Raw genomic sequence first — 14,136 nt, 5'->3', positions numbered from 1 at the left:
CGCGCCGCACCTGCCGGGTGAGCATGTCAATTTCAGCATTAGAGGAACGTGTGCCCTTCACCCCGGTAGGTGGGGACGGTGTCGACGATTTGAGCGCCGCGAACTAGATGCAGATGGTCGAACCGCTCACACAGCTCGCCGGCCTTCGTGTGGCGGAAGTACACCTTGTCGCCAATCTTCAGGCGCTGTGCCGCATCCCCCGTCAGCGGCGTCTGGACCTCGCCCGTGCCCTCCAGCGGATTGAGCTTCAGCCCGACCGGCAGATAGGGAGTCGGCATGCGGTCCTTGGCCCCGACCCCGCTGGCCAAATAACCACCCCCGAGCGCGGTCACGGTCTTCGCGTCGGGCCGGCGGCATATAGGTAGCGCGAACATAGCCGCAGGCTGCAGCGTAAACGTCGAATACGAGTCGAACAGTGTTGGTGCGTAGAACCCCGAGCCGGCGGTCGCCTCCGTCATCAACGGCTCCTGAGCAACCAGCTGCAAGTCGCCGGTGCCGCCGGCATTGACGATTTTGATGTCGGCGACTTCGCGCACCAGCTCGACAGCCCGCGCCCTCCGCTGGCGTAGTTCTTCGAAGGACATGTGCTGCATCCGTTGGATGATCGCATTCTGAGCGCGTTTGCCGGCAACATCGTCACCGAGGCCCGCGATGTGGGCCTCATACGACATCAACGCCACCAACGTCAGTGCCGGCCGTCGCGCAATCTCGACCGCGAGCGCGCGAGCCTGCTCCGGGGTATGCAGCGGCGATCGTTTGGATCCGATCTTCACCCGTCCCCACGCCCGCCAGTAGGCGGCATCGAGATCCAGACACAGCCGCATCGGCCTGTCGGTCACGCGCTCGATCAGGTCGAGGTGCTCGACGCTGTCGACCATCACAATCGGCGCCCCGTCCGGGTCCATGGCCGTCAGCTCGCCCAGCTCACGCAGCGCGGCCCGGTCAGTCGGTGGGTACGCCAGCAATAGATTCGAGAAGCCTTGGCCGGCCAGCCACAGCGTCTCGGTCAGCGTGAACGTCAACAGCCCGTCGAATCGCTCACTGGCATCGAGGATTTCGCGTTGCAGTGGCCGGCAACGCAGCGATTTCGACGCCACCCGGATTGGTTTGTCACCCGCGCGCGCGAGCATTTGGTCGGCATTGCCCCACATCGCGTCGAGGTCTACGAACGCAAACGGCGCATCGTGGTCGGCGAACGCCTCCTCGTAACGCTGTAGCCGACCCTGCGCATCCAGCCTCACCGGCCCGTCCACACATTGCTCACGAGCAGCCACCTCATGCACGCCGCCACCCTAGATGAACCTGGACAACTCTTACAGCCCCCTTTCCCGGCGCGGCGAGCTGATCGCCAACGAAACTCGCGGGATCTGTGCGGTTTGCCGACAATGGCACCGGTCGATGTGCAGTTTGCCCACTCCCCGCACTAGTTGGTGGGCATCACAGCCCGTGCGCCCCGTTTTGGCCGAACAGCACCCCGCCCCGGCCACCGGCGCCGCCACCCGCGCCGCCGGTGCCGGCCCCGCCGTTGCCGCCGTTGCCGATCAGCACCGCATTTCCGCCGTTGCCGCCGGCCCCCATGCCGCCGGGGGCACCGCTCCCGCCACCTCCGCCGTTACCAAACAGAATCGCGCCCACGCCGCCGGACCCGCCGGCGCCGATTCCGCCCGCGCCACCGGTCCCACCCGCGCCACCGTTGCCGAAGAGAAGCGCCGCGCTGCCACCGGCACCGCCGTTGCCAACACTGCCCGCCCCGCCCGCACCACCATCCCCGCCGGTACCACCGTTGCCCCACACCAGGCCGCCGCTGCCGCCGTTTCCGCCGGTGGCGTACAGCGTGCCGCCGACACTGGTGGCCCCGCCGTTGCCGCCGACGCCACCGGTACCCAGCAGCAGCCCCCCGCGGCCGCCATTACCGCCTACGCCGCCAACCGGCGCCACCTCGGGCGGCACCACCGTGGTTTCGCCGGCGCCTATGCCGCCGCCGCTGCCGCCCATGCCGCCCGTGCCGATCAGCTGGGCGATGCCACCGGTGCCACCGAAACCGCCGGAGCCGGCAAAGCCGACGGTGGCCCCGGCGCCACCGTCGCCACCCAGCCCGCCGCTGCCGCCGGCCCCGCCGGTGCCCAACAGCAGACCTCCGGGACTGCCGGTGCCACCGAGGCCACCGACCCCGCCGTTACCACCCACCATGGCGCCGCCCGGCGCTCCTGCCCCGCCGACCCCGCCATTGCCTCCGCCTCCACCGTTGCCGGTCAGCCCGATCCCGCCGCCATCGCCGCCGGCCCCGCCGTGGCCGCCGAAGCTCTCGGTGCCCGTGCCGGTTCCGGCTCCGCCGACACCGCCGGGCCCACCGGCGCCCGCGTTACCGAACAACAGGCCGCTCTGCCCGCCGTTCCCACCCTGACCGCCAAAGCCGCCCACGCCCTGCACCGTGCCATCGGTAGTCCCGCCGGCCCCACCCGTTCCCCCGGCGCCGCCGCCGCCAAACGCAAACGCACTCGCGCCGCCGGCACCCCCGAACCCGCCGACACCACCCGCCGGGAGGATGCCCATCGACGGGCCCGTAGCCGGCGCGGCCCCGCCAAGCCCGCCATTTCCCCCGGCGCCACCGAAGCCGTAGAACAGCCCGGCGCCGCCGCCGTTTCCACCGGGGCCGCCGATGGTGCCCACGCCGCCCACGAGCGGAGCCGGACCGCCGTTCCCGCCGGCCCCGCCGGCGCCGCCATTGCCCAACAGCAACCCGCCGAGGCCTCCGCCACCCCCGCTGAAGCCGTTCACTCCGGCGGCGGTGGCGTTCCCGCCCGCTCCGCCCGCGCCCCCGTTGCCCCACAACCCGGCATTGCCGCCGTTACCGCCGCGCTGGTTTAGCGCCCCGGACCCGCCGTTACCGCCGTTGCCGAACAAGATCCCGCCGTCGCCGCCGTTCTGGCCTGTTCCCGGCAGCCCGTCGGCGCCGTTGCCGATCAGCGGACGCCCCAACAGCGCCTGGGTGGGCGCGTTGATCAGATTGAGCAGGTCTTGCTGCACGGATTGCGCGCTAGCCACCTCAGCGGCGGCGTAGGCGCCCGCACCGGTGCTAAGGGCCCGCACGAACTGTTCGTGAAACATCGCCGCTTGGGCGCTCAACACCTGATATGCCTGCGCATGCGCCCCGAACAACGCGGCTATGCGCGCCGATATCTCATCGGCGCCGGCGGCGACCAGCGCCGTGGTGGGTGGGGCCGCGGCCGCGTTGGCTGCGCTGATCGACGAACCGATGTTCGCCAAGTCGGTCGCCGCCGCCGTCAGCATCTCTGGCGCCGCGATGAGATACGACATCCGGGACCTCCCGCCTCATGGAAACCCGGCAGGCGCCAAGTCGCCATTGAACCCTCGGCAAAGGGTATCGCCATCGCGCCAGCACACCGCGCATTTCCGCGCGACCTACCATGCGTTTCGCTATTCGGCCGCGGAACGTTTCAGCCCGCCGCCGTCACGTCCGAACGTTCAAGGAATCGATCGCTGCCTGCAGCCTGCTAGACACCTCTTCGGCGACCGGGATGAGCTCGGCTTCGCCGGTCACGTCCACCAGCAGCTGGGGATTCATCCCTTCGACGAGTACGGTCCCGGTCCGCTCTGGGTCGGCACGCACGACGACGTTGCAGGGCAGCAGCAGACCGATCTGGCGATACGCCTCCACCGCGCGATGCGCCAGGGGCGGGTTGCACGCGCCCAGGATCAGATAGTCCTCAATGTCTCGACCGAGTTTGGCCTTCAGGGTTTCCTTCACGTCGATCTCGGTCAGGACGCCAAAGCCCTGCTCGGCCAGCGCCACGCGCGTGCGCCTAACCGCATCGTCAAAGGTGGTGTGCAATGCGGTCGACAATGCGATGTTCATTTCCGATGCCTCTTCCGTCGGTCGGGTGAATGTTTGCGCGCCTTTGCAATTCGCACCAGAATGCACCTCGAACCAGGTAGACCTATTTGCTAAGTCTATGTCTGAGGGCAACGTTGTCGTCAGGTAACACATCGGGTCTCACTTGGTGCACGTGGACGCGGGCGCCAGCCGATGAGCCGAAGAAAGGGAGTGGACGTGGCGGGTCTGGGACAAATCGCACTGAACAGCGCGCCCATCTTTGGTGGTGCCATGCTTGCCATTGCGGCCGGGCAATTCAAAGGCCCCGACTTTCGCGGATCGATCAAGCAGGATATGGACCTGCTCGATCGGCTCCCCGCGGACGCCACCAAGAGACGCACCGACCTGCAGCGCACAATCGATGCCCGGATTGACGACCTGGTCGATGCGGCCGATCGGAGTCGGGCACTGCGCAAAGCTGCGATGTCGTACCGGGGCAACTGGCGCGACATCGTGTTGCTCCTCTGCGTGCTGCTCTTCACGATCATCTGGTGGGAGGTCAACCACAGCCGCGCCAACTGGCTCCCGACATTCATCCTGCTGATTCTGTTGACGGCCGTGACCGCCGTCTACGCACTGCGCGGCGCGTTGCGTGCCGCCACCGCCCTGATGCGCGGGTGGCGCGGAGCCGACCGATAGCGGCCGGAAGGCATTGCCCGTAATTCGCCTTGGTGTCAGGCTTGCTACATGGCAGCAGCCGACGGCATTGCGGGCGCCGCAAGCGGTAGTTCTGAGCCGGCTTGAATTCCACCGGCGCAGCCCGGATTACGAGATCGCGCCCGGTACTGAACTCGGCTACACCCGCGCGCAGAACTGCCAAGAACACGCGATCGCAATCGAGCGCGTCGTACGCTGACGCAAACCATAGAAGGGACTCTCAATGAGGATGTCGAGCCGCCGTCGTAGCGATCGGGGGTGAGTCGGGTTGCCAGGTGCGGTTGTCACGGATAAGCGCGAAGAGGACGTTAGTGCGCCGTCTGGCCAGGCAGATGGTGGCCGGGGTCGGCCGCTTTCCCTGATCACGTTTGCGTTGGTAGTAGGTCCGGGACTGCGGGTCACAGCGGATCGCGGTCAGGGCCGACATGTACATCACCCGGCGCAGTCTGCGACTGTAGCGCTTGGGGGTGCGCAGTCGTCCGGTTCGCTTCCCCGAGTCTCGCGGGACCGGCGCCAGTGCGGCCCAGGCGGCGAGTTGGTCGGCCGAACCGATCAACGCGGGATCACCGACAGCGGCCAGGAATTCGGCGCCGAGCCGGAAACCGATGCCGGGCATGCTGGTGGTCACCTCGGCGAGTGGATGGCGGCGAAATCGGTCCTCGATGTCAGCGTCGGTGGTCTTGATGCGTTCATCGAGGGCAATCACCCCCTGCGCCAACTGTGCGACCAGCCCCGCGGCGACCTGTTCGCCAGGCAACCCGACCGTCTGGGCCCTGGCGGCAGCGACGGCGGCTTGAGCGATCGTGGGTGCGTTACGCACTCCGGCGTCGGCCAGTATCCGGGTCAGCCGCGTAATGCCGCTTTGGCGAATAGCCTTCGGGCGTTGGTAGCGCGCCAGCAGCACCACCCAGCCGCGGTCGGAGCTCAGCTGGGCGGCCCGCTCCAAAGCCGGACACACCGCGACCAGCTGTTGCCGGAGCCGGTTGATGGTGCGGGTGCGATCGGCGACCAGATCAGCGCGATGTCCGGCGAGCATCCGCAATTCGGTGATCAGCTCGTCGTCGGGATGCAACACCGGCAGATCCTGGCCACGCATCCGCGACTGATCGGCGATCACCCGGGCGTCTTTGGCGTCGGTTTTGGCTTCACCGCCGCGGTAGGTCAACAGCAACGTGGCATACACCGTAGTCAGATCCACCGTCCACGACACCTGCCCACTGAGCCCGTCGCCTTCAGCCAACAGCCTGCGGATCTGCTGCTCGTCGTTGGCCACCTTGCGCGAGAGCACCACCGCACCCGTGTCGTCGACCACGCAAACCCAGTGATGCTCCTTGCCGACATCAACACCCGCCCACAACCACTGGTCAGATTCCATCGAACCCCTTTTCACTTGTTGGCCAACATCAACCCCACGGACAACCCCGCCAGCATTTCCTTAACCAAGCGATCTCATCGCAGATCTCAATCAGCGGCCCGAGGAAGTCCAGGCAGGCCGGGCGGCCAGTCCCTTCAAGCCGCACCACCGGGCCGGCAAACCAACCACCGCCACACCCGACCCACCCGGGTCACAGCACACCGCAACAACACGAAGTAACTGCACCTACGAACTTAAGGACTCCAACCGATGCAACCAAGCTCGCTCGATCCGGTGGCCAGCGAACGGCTAGCACACGCTGACAAGTCGTGGACGTCGGACTTGTCGATCAACGAGTTCGCGCTGCTGCATGGGGCCGGGTTTGAACCCATCGAGCTGGTCATGGGTGTCTCGGTCTATCACGTCGGCTTCCAGTTCAGCGGAATGCGACAGCAACAGGAACTGGGCGTGCTCACCGAGGCAACCTACCGAGCCCGTTGGAACGCGATGGCGCGGATGCAAGCCGAAGCCGATGCGCTCAAAGCCGACGGGATCGTCGGTGTCCGGCTCAGCTGGCGCCACCATGGTGAGGGCGGCGAACATCTCGAATTCATGGCGGTCGGCACCGCGGTGCGATATACCGCCAAACCAGGAGCCTTTCGGCGTCCCAACGGACAAGCGTTCTCCAGTCACCTATCCGGCCAGGACATGGTGACCCTGCTGCGATCCGGCTTCGCGCCGGTCGCCTTCGTGATGGGCAATTGCGTGTTTCACATCGCCGTGCAGGGGTTCATGCAAACGCTTCGCCAGATCGGGCGCAATATGGAGATGCCGCAGTGGACGCAGGGCAACTATCAAGCGCGAGAGCTGGCCATGTCACGCATGCAAAGCGAGGCGGAGCGAGACGGCGCAACCGGCGTGGTAGGCGTGCACTTCGCCATCTCGAACTACGCGTGGGGAGTGCATACGGTGGAGTTCTACACCGCGGGAACCGCCGTGCGCCGCACCGGCAGCGGGGAAACCATCACGCCGTCGTTCGTCCTGCCGATGGACAACTGATGCCCGATTTCGATGCCGAGCGGATGAGCCGCACTGTCGCGGCCGCGCTCGCCGGTCCCGGCGGCGTCGCGTTGGTGATCAACGTGTTCGCCGGACTTCCGGGAGTGCTGCACACTCCCGCGCGACGTGGCTTCTTTCGATCCAATCCCGAGCGTGTCCAGATCGGCGACTGGCGTTACGAGATCGCCCACGACGGACGGCTGCTCGCCGCGCACATGGTGAACGGCATCGTCATCGCCGAGGAAGTCCTCATCGCCGAGGCTGTCGGACCGCACATCGGTCGCGCGCTTGGGCAACTCGTCAGCCGATACGGCGCAACGGTAGTCCCGAACATCAACGCGGCCATCGAAGTTCTTGGCACCAGCGCCGGCTACCGATTCTGAACGCACAGCTCACGAATGCGGCTGGAGGCCACCTTCCGGCCGGTCGTCGCCGCACTCCAGGAGCTCTTTGAGAGCGTCGGGAAACCCGTCCGCGATTCCCCACAGGTCTTCCAGCAGGTCGGGGCAGGCGATGATGCCGACACCCAGTTCTCCGTTGAGTGACATGACGGTGATGTTGAGGCCCGCGCTGCCAAGCAGCGGACCGAGCGGAAACATCGAGTCCATTCGGCAACCCAGGAAATACAACTGGGCCTGCGGGCCGGGCACGTTCGACAGGATCAGGTTGTAGGCGGGGCTGCGCATAATCGGAATGCGCGGCAGGATCCGCATGGCCGCGCCGAACATCGTCGGGCCGCCGAACTGGGTCCAGTCGTGCAGCAGGGTGGGGCCGATGGCCGCGGTGTGGTCTTTTGCGGCGGTGTTTCCGGCGGCGATGGTGCGGATGCGCTCAGCGGGGTCGCTGATCTGGCTCTCGACCCGACAGAACATCCATGTGGAGTGGTTTCGCCCCGGTCGGTCCGACTTATCGTGTACCGACACCGGCACGGTGGCCACCAGCGGGGCGTCCGGCAGTTCGCCGCGCTCGAGCAGGAAGCGTCGTAGTGCCCCGGCGCACAACGCCACCACGACGTCGTTGATGGTCACCCCGAACCGGTCCTTGACGCGCTTGACGTCGCGCATGTCGAGCTGGGTATAGGCGATGTTGCGTTGACGGCTGAGGGGGGCGTTGAACGGAGTCGGCGGCGCCGAGAACGGGGCGGCCATGGTGCGGCCCTCCCGGGCGCGCAGCAGCGTCTCTACCAACGTGCGCATTGTCGCCGGCACCACCGTCGCCAGCCGCAAGGGCCGCGACGCGAAACCCATCAGTCCACTCGCAGCGATCTGCAGCAGATTGCCGCCACCAGCGCCGGGCAAGGGCTGCGGTGGCGGCGCATCGGGCTGCAGGCTGCAAAGATGGGCCAGCAGGTTCGCGCCCGCGACCCCGTCCACCACCGCGTGGTGGACCTTGAGCACCACCGCCACGGTGTCGCTGCGGGCACCGCCTTCAACCACCCACATCTCCCACAGCGGGCGGTCGCGGTCCAGCGGCAAGCCCGCGACGTAGCCGCAGATCTCCGCCAGCTCGCGACGCCCTCCGGGCGCGGGCACAGCCACCCGGTGCAGGTGGTGTCGCATGTGGAAGTTGTCGTCGTCCACCCACACGGGGTGATCCAGGTTCAGCTGGGTATCGGTGAGCTTCATCCGAAATTCGGGTACCGCCTGCACGTACTTTTCCAGCGCGGCGCGAAACCGTCCGTACGTGTAGCCGCCGGGCATTGTCGAGGTGTCCAACTCCAGAACGCAGCACACATTCAACGGCTGCGTCGGTGTCTCTAGGTAGAGAAAGAATGCATCAAGTCCGCTTAGTCGCTCCACAAGCCGCCCACCCGACTAGAGAATTTCAATTGCTCCCCCGACCCGACAAAGCTTAGGCGCCGAAAACGCTCAGATCCAGTCCCTGACAAGCCTTTCCGCGTAAATTATTGATGACCGCGACGTTGCTGTCGGCACCCCACTGCGCCGAACGGAACGCAACAAGCCCTGGGGTGACTACCCGGCACCCGGCTCAACGCCGGGAGTTCCCAGACAGCAGGGACGTCAAACCTGCACTTTTCCCAGCCGCCGCCGGCGTGCCGGATCAAGCACCGCCCGGTCGGTCGAGGGCCGACAGGCGGCTGGCGGCGAATGCCGCGGCCTGCTCGACCAAGCCGTCGTCTGCGTACCCATTGTGTGCCGCCCAATTACCGCCGGAAGAACAGACGGGGTCGTCGGGGGCGCACAGCTGGATGGTCTTTTCCGCATAGAGCGGACCGATGACGATCGGCGGCGCGCCGATCGAATTCATGAACTGAACCGAGGGCATACCGAAGAGCGTGACGGCGGCGACGTGGTCGGCGACCTCGGGCGGCATCGGCCTGGGTGCGTCCACCGGCGCTCCCTCCGGAATCGCCGCCGAAGTGACAAAGCCCATCACGGCCGCACCCTGCGAAAACCCGCCGAGCACCAGCTTGGTTTTGGGACAGCTCGCCGCCGTCTGTTCGACATGGGTGCCAGCGTCGTCAATACCGGCCAACGCTGTGGGGAAATCAGTGGTCGCCGGGTAATCGACCCCATAAACCTTCATGGATTTCCCGCCAATCTTCGAACGCAGCGCGTCGACGAAGTCCTCTCCGATCACCCCCACACCGGGTGGCTCGCCGGTGCCACGGGCGAACACCACTTCGACGTCGGGACACGCGCCGGCAGATGCGGACGGTTCGGCAGACGCGGATAGCGCAGGCGCGAACAGCAAAGCCCAGGTCGTGACCACTGCGGCAGCAACGAATCGACAGATGTTGAATGCGCTCACGAAACAATAATGCCCTTTGCACACACTCCCCAAACGACGAGGGTGGCAGCGCCCGGTCGAACCACTTAGCAATCTGGCTCGTGTATCCCATATCGGCATCCGGTCACGCACGGGTCGTCGCCGTTGCGCACCGGCAAGGTGGCCTCGCGGGAGGACCATGACCAAGCGCTCCGATACACGCACGGACGAGCTAACCCTCGAACTCAACAACGTGGTGCGCGAATATCGCCTCGGCGATGCGGCCGTGCGTGCACTCGACGAGGTCAGCCTGCGGCTTCAGGGCGGGCAGTTCGTATCGGTCATCGGGCCGTCGGGCGCGGGCAAGAGCACGTTGCTGCATCTGCTCGGCGCGCTGGACTCCCCCGATTCCGGGTCGATTGTGTTCGCCGGCGACGAGATAGGACGCCTCACCGATGATCAGCAGTCCGAGTTTCGGCATCATCGCGTGGGATTCATCTTCCAGTTTTTCAACCTGTTGCCGAACCTGTCAGCGTGGGAGAACGTGGCGGTCCCGAAGCTGCTCGACGGTATCGCATTGCGCAGGGCCAAACCGGATGCGACGCGGGTGCTGGACCGGGTCGGCCTCGGTAACCGGACCGAGCACAAACCAGCGGAGCTATCCGGTGGGCAAATGCAGCGTGTAGCGGTGGCCCGTGCCTTGATCATGGACCCGCCCTTGATCCTCGCCGACGAACCAACCGGGAACCTCGATTCCACGACGGGCGCTTCGATCTTGGCGCTTCTTTCCGAAGTGGCGCACGAGAATCGCCGTAGGCGCCTGGTGGTGATGGTGACGCACAACTGCGATGCCGCGGCGTCGACCGATCGGGTGATTGCCCTTCAGGATGGTCGCGTCGGATCCGACGTATCGGTGACCCGGAGATGAAGCCGGGCACGGCGATAGCTGCGGCAGCGGGCCGGTTTCAGCTGTTCAGCCTGCGTGAACTCGCCGCACATCGTCGACGCACGATGGCCTCGATCACGGTGATGGCGGTGTCGGCAATGTATCTGGTTGCGATATTCGGCATTTTCGGATCGATCACCGCATCGGTCAACCGGCTGGCGGACGGGATCGCCGGCGTTGCCGCACTAGAGGTGTCGGGTATCACCGACGCGGGATTCCCGGACACGATAACCACAGACGTGGCGGCAGTTCCGGGCGTCGCGGCCGCAGTGCCGATGATCCGGACCTCCGCACCCACGCCGTCGGGGCCTGTGCTGCTGCTGGGCGCGGACGCGAACATTTCCGCGTTGGGCGGCGCCTTCAAAGATGCTGTCGCGGAACAGCGGCTGACGGCCCCCTCGGCGATACCCAACGGCGTCCGGGTCGGACCAAGTGTCCGTCATGGGCAAGGCGAGACGTTTCGACTCGGCTCGGGTTGGGTCACGGTCACCGAAGTGCTGCAGGGCGAGGAGCTTGCGGACCTCAACGGCGGCCACTATGTCCTTGCCCCAGTCGCTTTGGCGCAGAGCGTTACCGACCGCCTTGGCCAACTCGACTCGATTCTGGTCACCGCGAAACCGGGAACCGACCTTGTCGCGGTTCGCGCCATGGTGACCGCTGCGGTGAACAATCGGGCGATCGTCGCCGAGCCGAGCGCGCGCGCGACCCGGGCCGGCGACGGCGTCAAGATGATGAGCTATATGGCCCTGATGGGCGCGACGGTTGCGTTGGCGGTCGGTGCGTTCCTTATCTACACCACCGTGACCATGGCGATCACCCAGCGCCGGCCGGTCATCTCGATCCTGCGTGCCATCGGCGGCAGACGGATCACGATCGTTCGCGACATTCTCACGGAGGCAGCGATTCTCGGCCTGATCGGCGGATCCATCGGCTCCGGTCTTGGAATACTGATGGGCCGCATTGCGATTGGCCGACTGCCTTCGGCCATAACCCAGGGGCTGGAGGCTCGCGTTCAATACTGGCTGCCCAGCCATGCAACACCAGCCACCGTCGTGGCCACCGCGGTCACCAGTGTGGTTGCATCCGCGATGGCTGCAAGGCAGGTGTACAAGGTGTCACCGATCGAAGCGTTGGCACCTGTCGGAGTCTCAGCGGCCGACCGCGTACCACGCTGGCTGCGGATCTGGTGCGGGGTCGGCGCCGTCGCGGTGTTCGCGATGTCAACCCTGCTGGTCGTCACCCAACGAGGCGTCTTCGCCTTTGTCGGGATGTCTGCTGTGTTCGGTGCCGAGATCGCATTGGGCTTCGCTCTCGCCATGCCCATCGTCAAAGCCACATCGGCAACGGCACGAATGTTCGGAACGGTCGGAGCGCTCGCGGCGGCGACGATCGAGCGTGCGCCTCGACGGGTGTGGGCCACGGTGATGACAGTGCTGATCGCGATCGTCACTACCGTCGCGATCACCGGTACGAACACCGATATGATCCGTTCCGCGCGCGACATCTTCGCGCCAGTCGGCGATGTCGCGGTCTGGGTGAGCGCAGACCCTCCTGACACCTATCCCACCGATGTTCTGCCGCAGGGTCTTTCCGAGAAGGTGGCCGCGGTTCCGGGCGTAGCACGCGTCACCGAAGGTGCTTTCGCCTTCGCTGTCGTCGGTGGTACGCGCGTCATACTTGACGGGTTCTCCCCCGGAACCGCCGATCCGCTTTACCGCGCGCTCGATGAGCGGGTACGCAACGAGGTGCTCGCCGGTCGGGGTGTGGTGCTTTCGCAGAATCTGGGCACGACACTCAACGTACGGATCGGCGACGAATTGCGGCTGCAAACGCCCCACGGCCTACGACATGCCGTCGTGTTGGCCCTGGTGCCGTACTTCGCGACGGTCATGGGCACCGTCGGGATGAGCCTCGATCAGCTGCGGGCGTGGTTCGATCGACCGGGGGCGACCACGTTGCAGGTGACCGCGGCGCTCGGCGTGGATCCGGATCGTCTGTTGGCCGACGTGCGCCAAGCGGTGCCCGTGCCGAACCACGTGTATGACGGCCACACGGCATTGGCGGGGCGCGAGGCGCCGATTCATCAAAGCATGTTCATCGCGAATGCCGTGTGGATCATCGTGGTGCTGGTCGCGGCAGTAGCACTTCTTTGCACGTTGACGCTCTCGGTGCTGGAACGACGACGCGAGATCGGGGTGCTGCGTGCAATGGGATCGAGCCGCCGATTCAGCTTGCAAATGGTGCTGACCGAAGCGGCAGGAATCGGTGTCATCGGCGGTGCCCTGGGCCTGATATTCGGGTTGGCCGACCAGTGGCTGTTCAGTCTGGTCAGCGCGAACATGATGAACTTCCAGGTCAGCTTCCGCCCGAGCCCGATGACGTTCGTCTTCACCGGCGGTGCGCTTGCGATCAGCCTGCTCGGCTCGCTACCGCCCGCCCGACGCGCGGCGAAAATGAACATCATCGACGCCGTCAGCGTCGAGTAGGGCGCGCGGTCAGAAGCCGAGCGGAAGGAGCGCAATAAACAGTGGGGCTACCGGATCCGTAAATGGGAGGGCGAACGAACTATTCAGGAAAGGAAAGACCGGACTTTGGAAAGTGTTTACTGTCTGCCCGGGCGCACCTAGGCCCGTTGTGGGTTCAAACCCAGAAGTCAAAGTATTGGTGAAGAGCGGGCTCGAGAAAATCGTTGCGACAAAATTATCGTCGGCGGTGTCGGCAAGGGACGTGATTGTGAACAAGCCGAAATTGGTGGTTTGACTCTCTAATGTTGGGTCGCTGGGTACCGGGTTTGTAACTGGGCTGAGGCCCAACGCCGCGGCGAGCTGGGTCGCCAGATGTCGCAGCGATTCCTGCCACGGCGCCAGCTGCGCGGCGGCCGCCGAAGCCCCGGCATGGTAACTCGCCATCGCGGTCACGTCCTGGGCCCACATCTCCTCATACTCGGCCTCAGCTGCCGCAATCGCCGGCGCGTTCTGCCCGAAAAAATTCGACAACACCAACTGCACCAACCCATTCCGGTTGGCCGCCACGACCAGCGGATGAATCATCGCGGCCCGCGCAGCCTCAAATGCATCGGTCACCCATTGCGCCTGCCCAGCCATCCCCGTCGCCCGAGCCGCCGCCGCACTCAGCCACGCCGTATAAGGAGCCGCCGCGGCCGTCATCGCCGCCGACGCCAGACCCTGCCACGCCTGGCTCGGCCCAGCCGTAAGGCCCGACGTCACCGAGGAAAATGACGACGCCGCCGATGCCAACTCGTCTGCCAACCCATTCCACGCCGCGGCCGCTGCCAACATCGGACCGGAACCCGCACCCGAGAACAGCCGTGCGGAGTTGACCTCCGGCGGCAACACCGAGAAATTCATCACCACAGGCCCCCTATTTGTCATTCTTTAAATCCCGCTTTAGATCCCGCCGCATTCGCGGCGCCCACCCCCGGACGTCGGATCTTTTATCCTATACCTTTGTCGGAGGAAGGTTCAAGATCTGACA

Annotated in this window: 11 protein-coding genes and 1 pseudogene; 5 read left to right on the top strand and 7 right to left on the bottom strand. The window is 65.9% G+C overall.

Annotated features, from left to right (window positions below; genetic code table 11):
- Positions 1–38 precede the first annotated feature (38 nt).
- The 3 genes from AADZ55_RS11485 to AADZ55_RS11475 form a co-directional block, all read right to left on the bottom strand.
- Positions 39–1,283 carry an amino acid deaminase/aldolase gene (locus AADZ55_RS11485; RefSeq protein ID WP_085326127.1) on the bottom strand — a complete coding sequence of 415 codons (1,245 nt, stop codon included), beginning with the start codon at positions 1,281–1,283 and terminating at the stop codon, positions 39–41.
- Positions 1,284–1,437: 154 nt separating this feature from the next.
- Entirely contained in the window at positions 1,438–3,318 is a 1,881-nt protein-coding gene (locus AADZ55_RS11480) for a PE family protein (RefSeq protein WP_341286294.1), read from the bottom strand.
- 154 nt (positions 3,319–3,472) lie between these two features.
- Positions 3,473–3,877 carry a DUF302 domain-containing protein gene (locus tag AADZ55_RS11475; RefSeq protein WP_085325938.1) on the bottom strand — a complete coding sequence of 135 codons (405 nt, stop codon included), beginning with the start codon at positions 3,875–3,877 and terminating at the stop codon, positions 3,473–3,475.
- A 189-nt stretch (positions 3,878–4,066) separates the two neighbouring features.
- Here AADZ55_RS11475 and AADZ55_RS11470 point away from each other — a divergent pair, with 189 nt between their 5' ends.
- Complete coding sequence (locus tag AADZ55_RS11470) at positions 4,067–4,534, top strand: hypothetical protein (RefSeq protein WP_207569116.1); 468 nt, start codon at positions 4,067–4,069, stop codon at positions 4,532–4,534.
- Positions 4,535–4,772: 238 nt separating this feature from the next.
- Here AADZ55_RS11470 and AADZ55_RS11465 read toward each other — a convergent pair whose 3' ends face one another.
- The gene (locus tag AADZ55_RS11465; RefSeq protein ID WP_119185019.1) at positions 4,773–5,927 is read right to left on the bottom strand and encodes an IS110 family transposase; all 1,155 of its coding nucleotides are present in this window, start codon (positions 5,925–5,927) and stop codon (positions 4,773–4,775) included.
- Between the two features lie 249 nt (positions 5,928–6,176).
- On the opposite strand from AADZ55_RS11465, the gene AADZ55_RS11460 reads away from it, so the two are divergent.
- Together AADZ55_RS11460 and AADZ55_RS11455 are read left to right on the top strand one after the other, a co-directional pair.
- The gene (locus tag AADZ55_RS11460) at positions 6,177–6,965 is read left to right on the top strand and encodes a heavy metal-binding domain-containing protein (RefSeq protein ID WP_085325934.1); all 789 of its coding nucleotides are present in this window, start codon (positions 6,177–6,179) and stop codon (positions 6,963–6,965) included.
- Complete coding sequence (locus AADZ55_RS11455; protein ID WP_085325932.1) at positions 6,965–7,348, top strand: DUF5073 family protein; 384 nt, start codon at positions 6,965–6,967, stop codon at positions 7,346–7,348. The genes AADZ55_RS11460 and AADZ55_RS11455 overlap by 1 nt, the downstream gene beginning before the upstream one ends.
- Positions 7,349–7,357: 9 nt before the next feature.
- Here AADZ55_RS11455 and AADZ55_RS11450 read toward each other — a convergent pair whose 3' ends face one another.
- A complete protein-coding gene (locus AADZ55_RS11450) occupies positions 7,358–8,764 on the bottom strand; it encodes a WS/DGAT/MGAT family O-acyltransferase (RefSeq protein ID WP_085325931.1) in 1,407 nt (468 codons plus the stop codon).
- Positions 8,765–9,026: 262 nt separating this feature from the next.
- Positions 9,027–9,698 (bottom strand): cutinase family protein, encoded by a 672-nt coding sequence (locus AADZ55_RS11445; RefSeq protein ID WP_085325970.1) that lies wholly within the window; start codon positions 9,696–9,698, stop codon positions 9,027–9,029.
- Between the two features lie 196 nt (positions 9,699–9,894).
- Here AADZ55_RS11445 and AADZ55_RS11440 point away from each other — a divergent pair, with 196 nt between their 5' ends.
- Positions 9,895–10,623 (top strand): ABC transporter ATP-binding protein, encoded by a 729-nt coding sequence (locus AADZ55_RS11440; protein ID WP_085325929.1) that lies wholly within the window; start codon positions 9,895–9,897, stop codon positions 10,621–10,623.
- Positions 10,620–13,127 (top strand): ABC transporter permease, encoded by a 2,508-nt coding sequence (locus tag AADZ55_RS11435; protein WP_085325927.1) that lies wholly within the window; start codon positions 10,620–10,622, stop codon positions 13,125–13,127. The genes AADZ55_RS11440 and AADZ55_RS11435 overlap by 4 nt, the downstream gene beginning before the upstream one ends.
- A 362-nt stretch (positions 13,128–13,489) precedes the next feature.
- On the opposite strand, the pseudogene AADZ55_RS11430 reads toward AADZ55_RS11435, so the two are convergent.
- Positions 13,490–14,009, bottom strand: a pseudogene (locus AADZ55_RS11430) (PPE family protein); the annotation flags it as partial.
- Positions 14,010–14,136: the final 127 nt, after the last annotated feature.

It is taken from the genome of Mycobacterium decipiens (assembly GCF_963853665.1).
Taxonomy (GTDB): Bacteria; Actinomycetota; Actinomycetes; order Mycobacteriales; family Mycobacteriaceae; genus Mycobacterium; species Mycobacterium decipiens.
The sequence above is the reverse complement of the archived record's forward strand: the minus strand, read 5'-3'. Positions and strand labels throughout refer to the sequence as shown.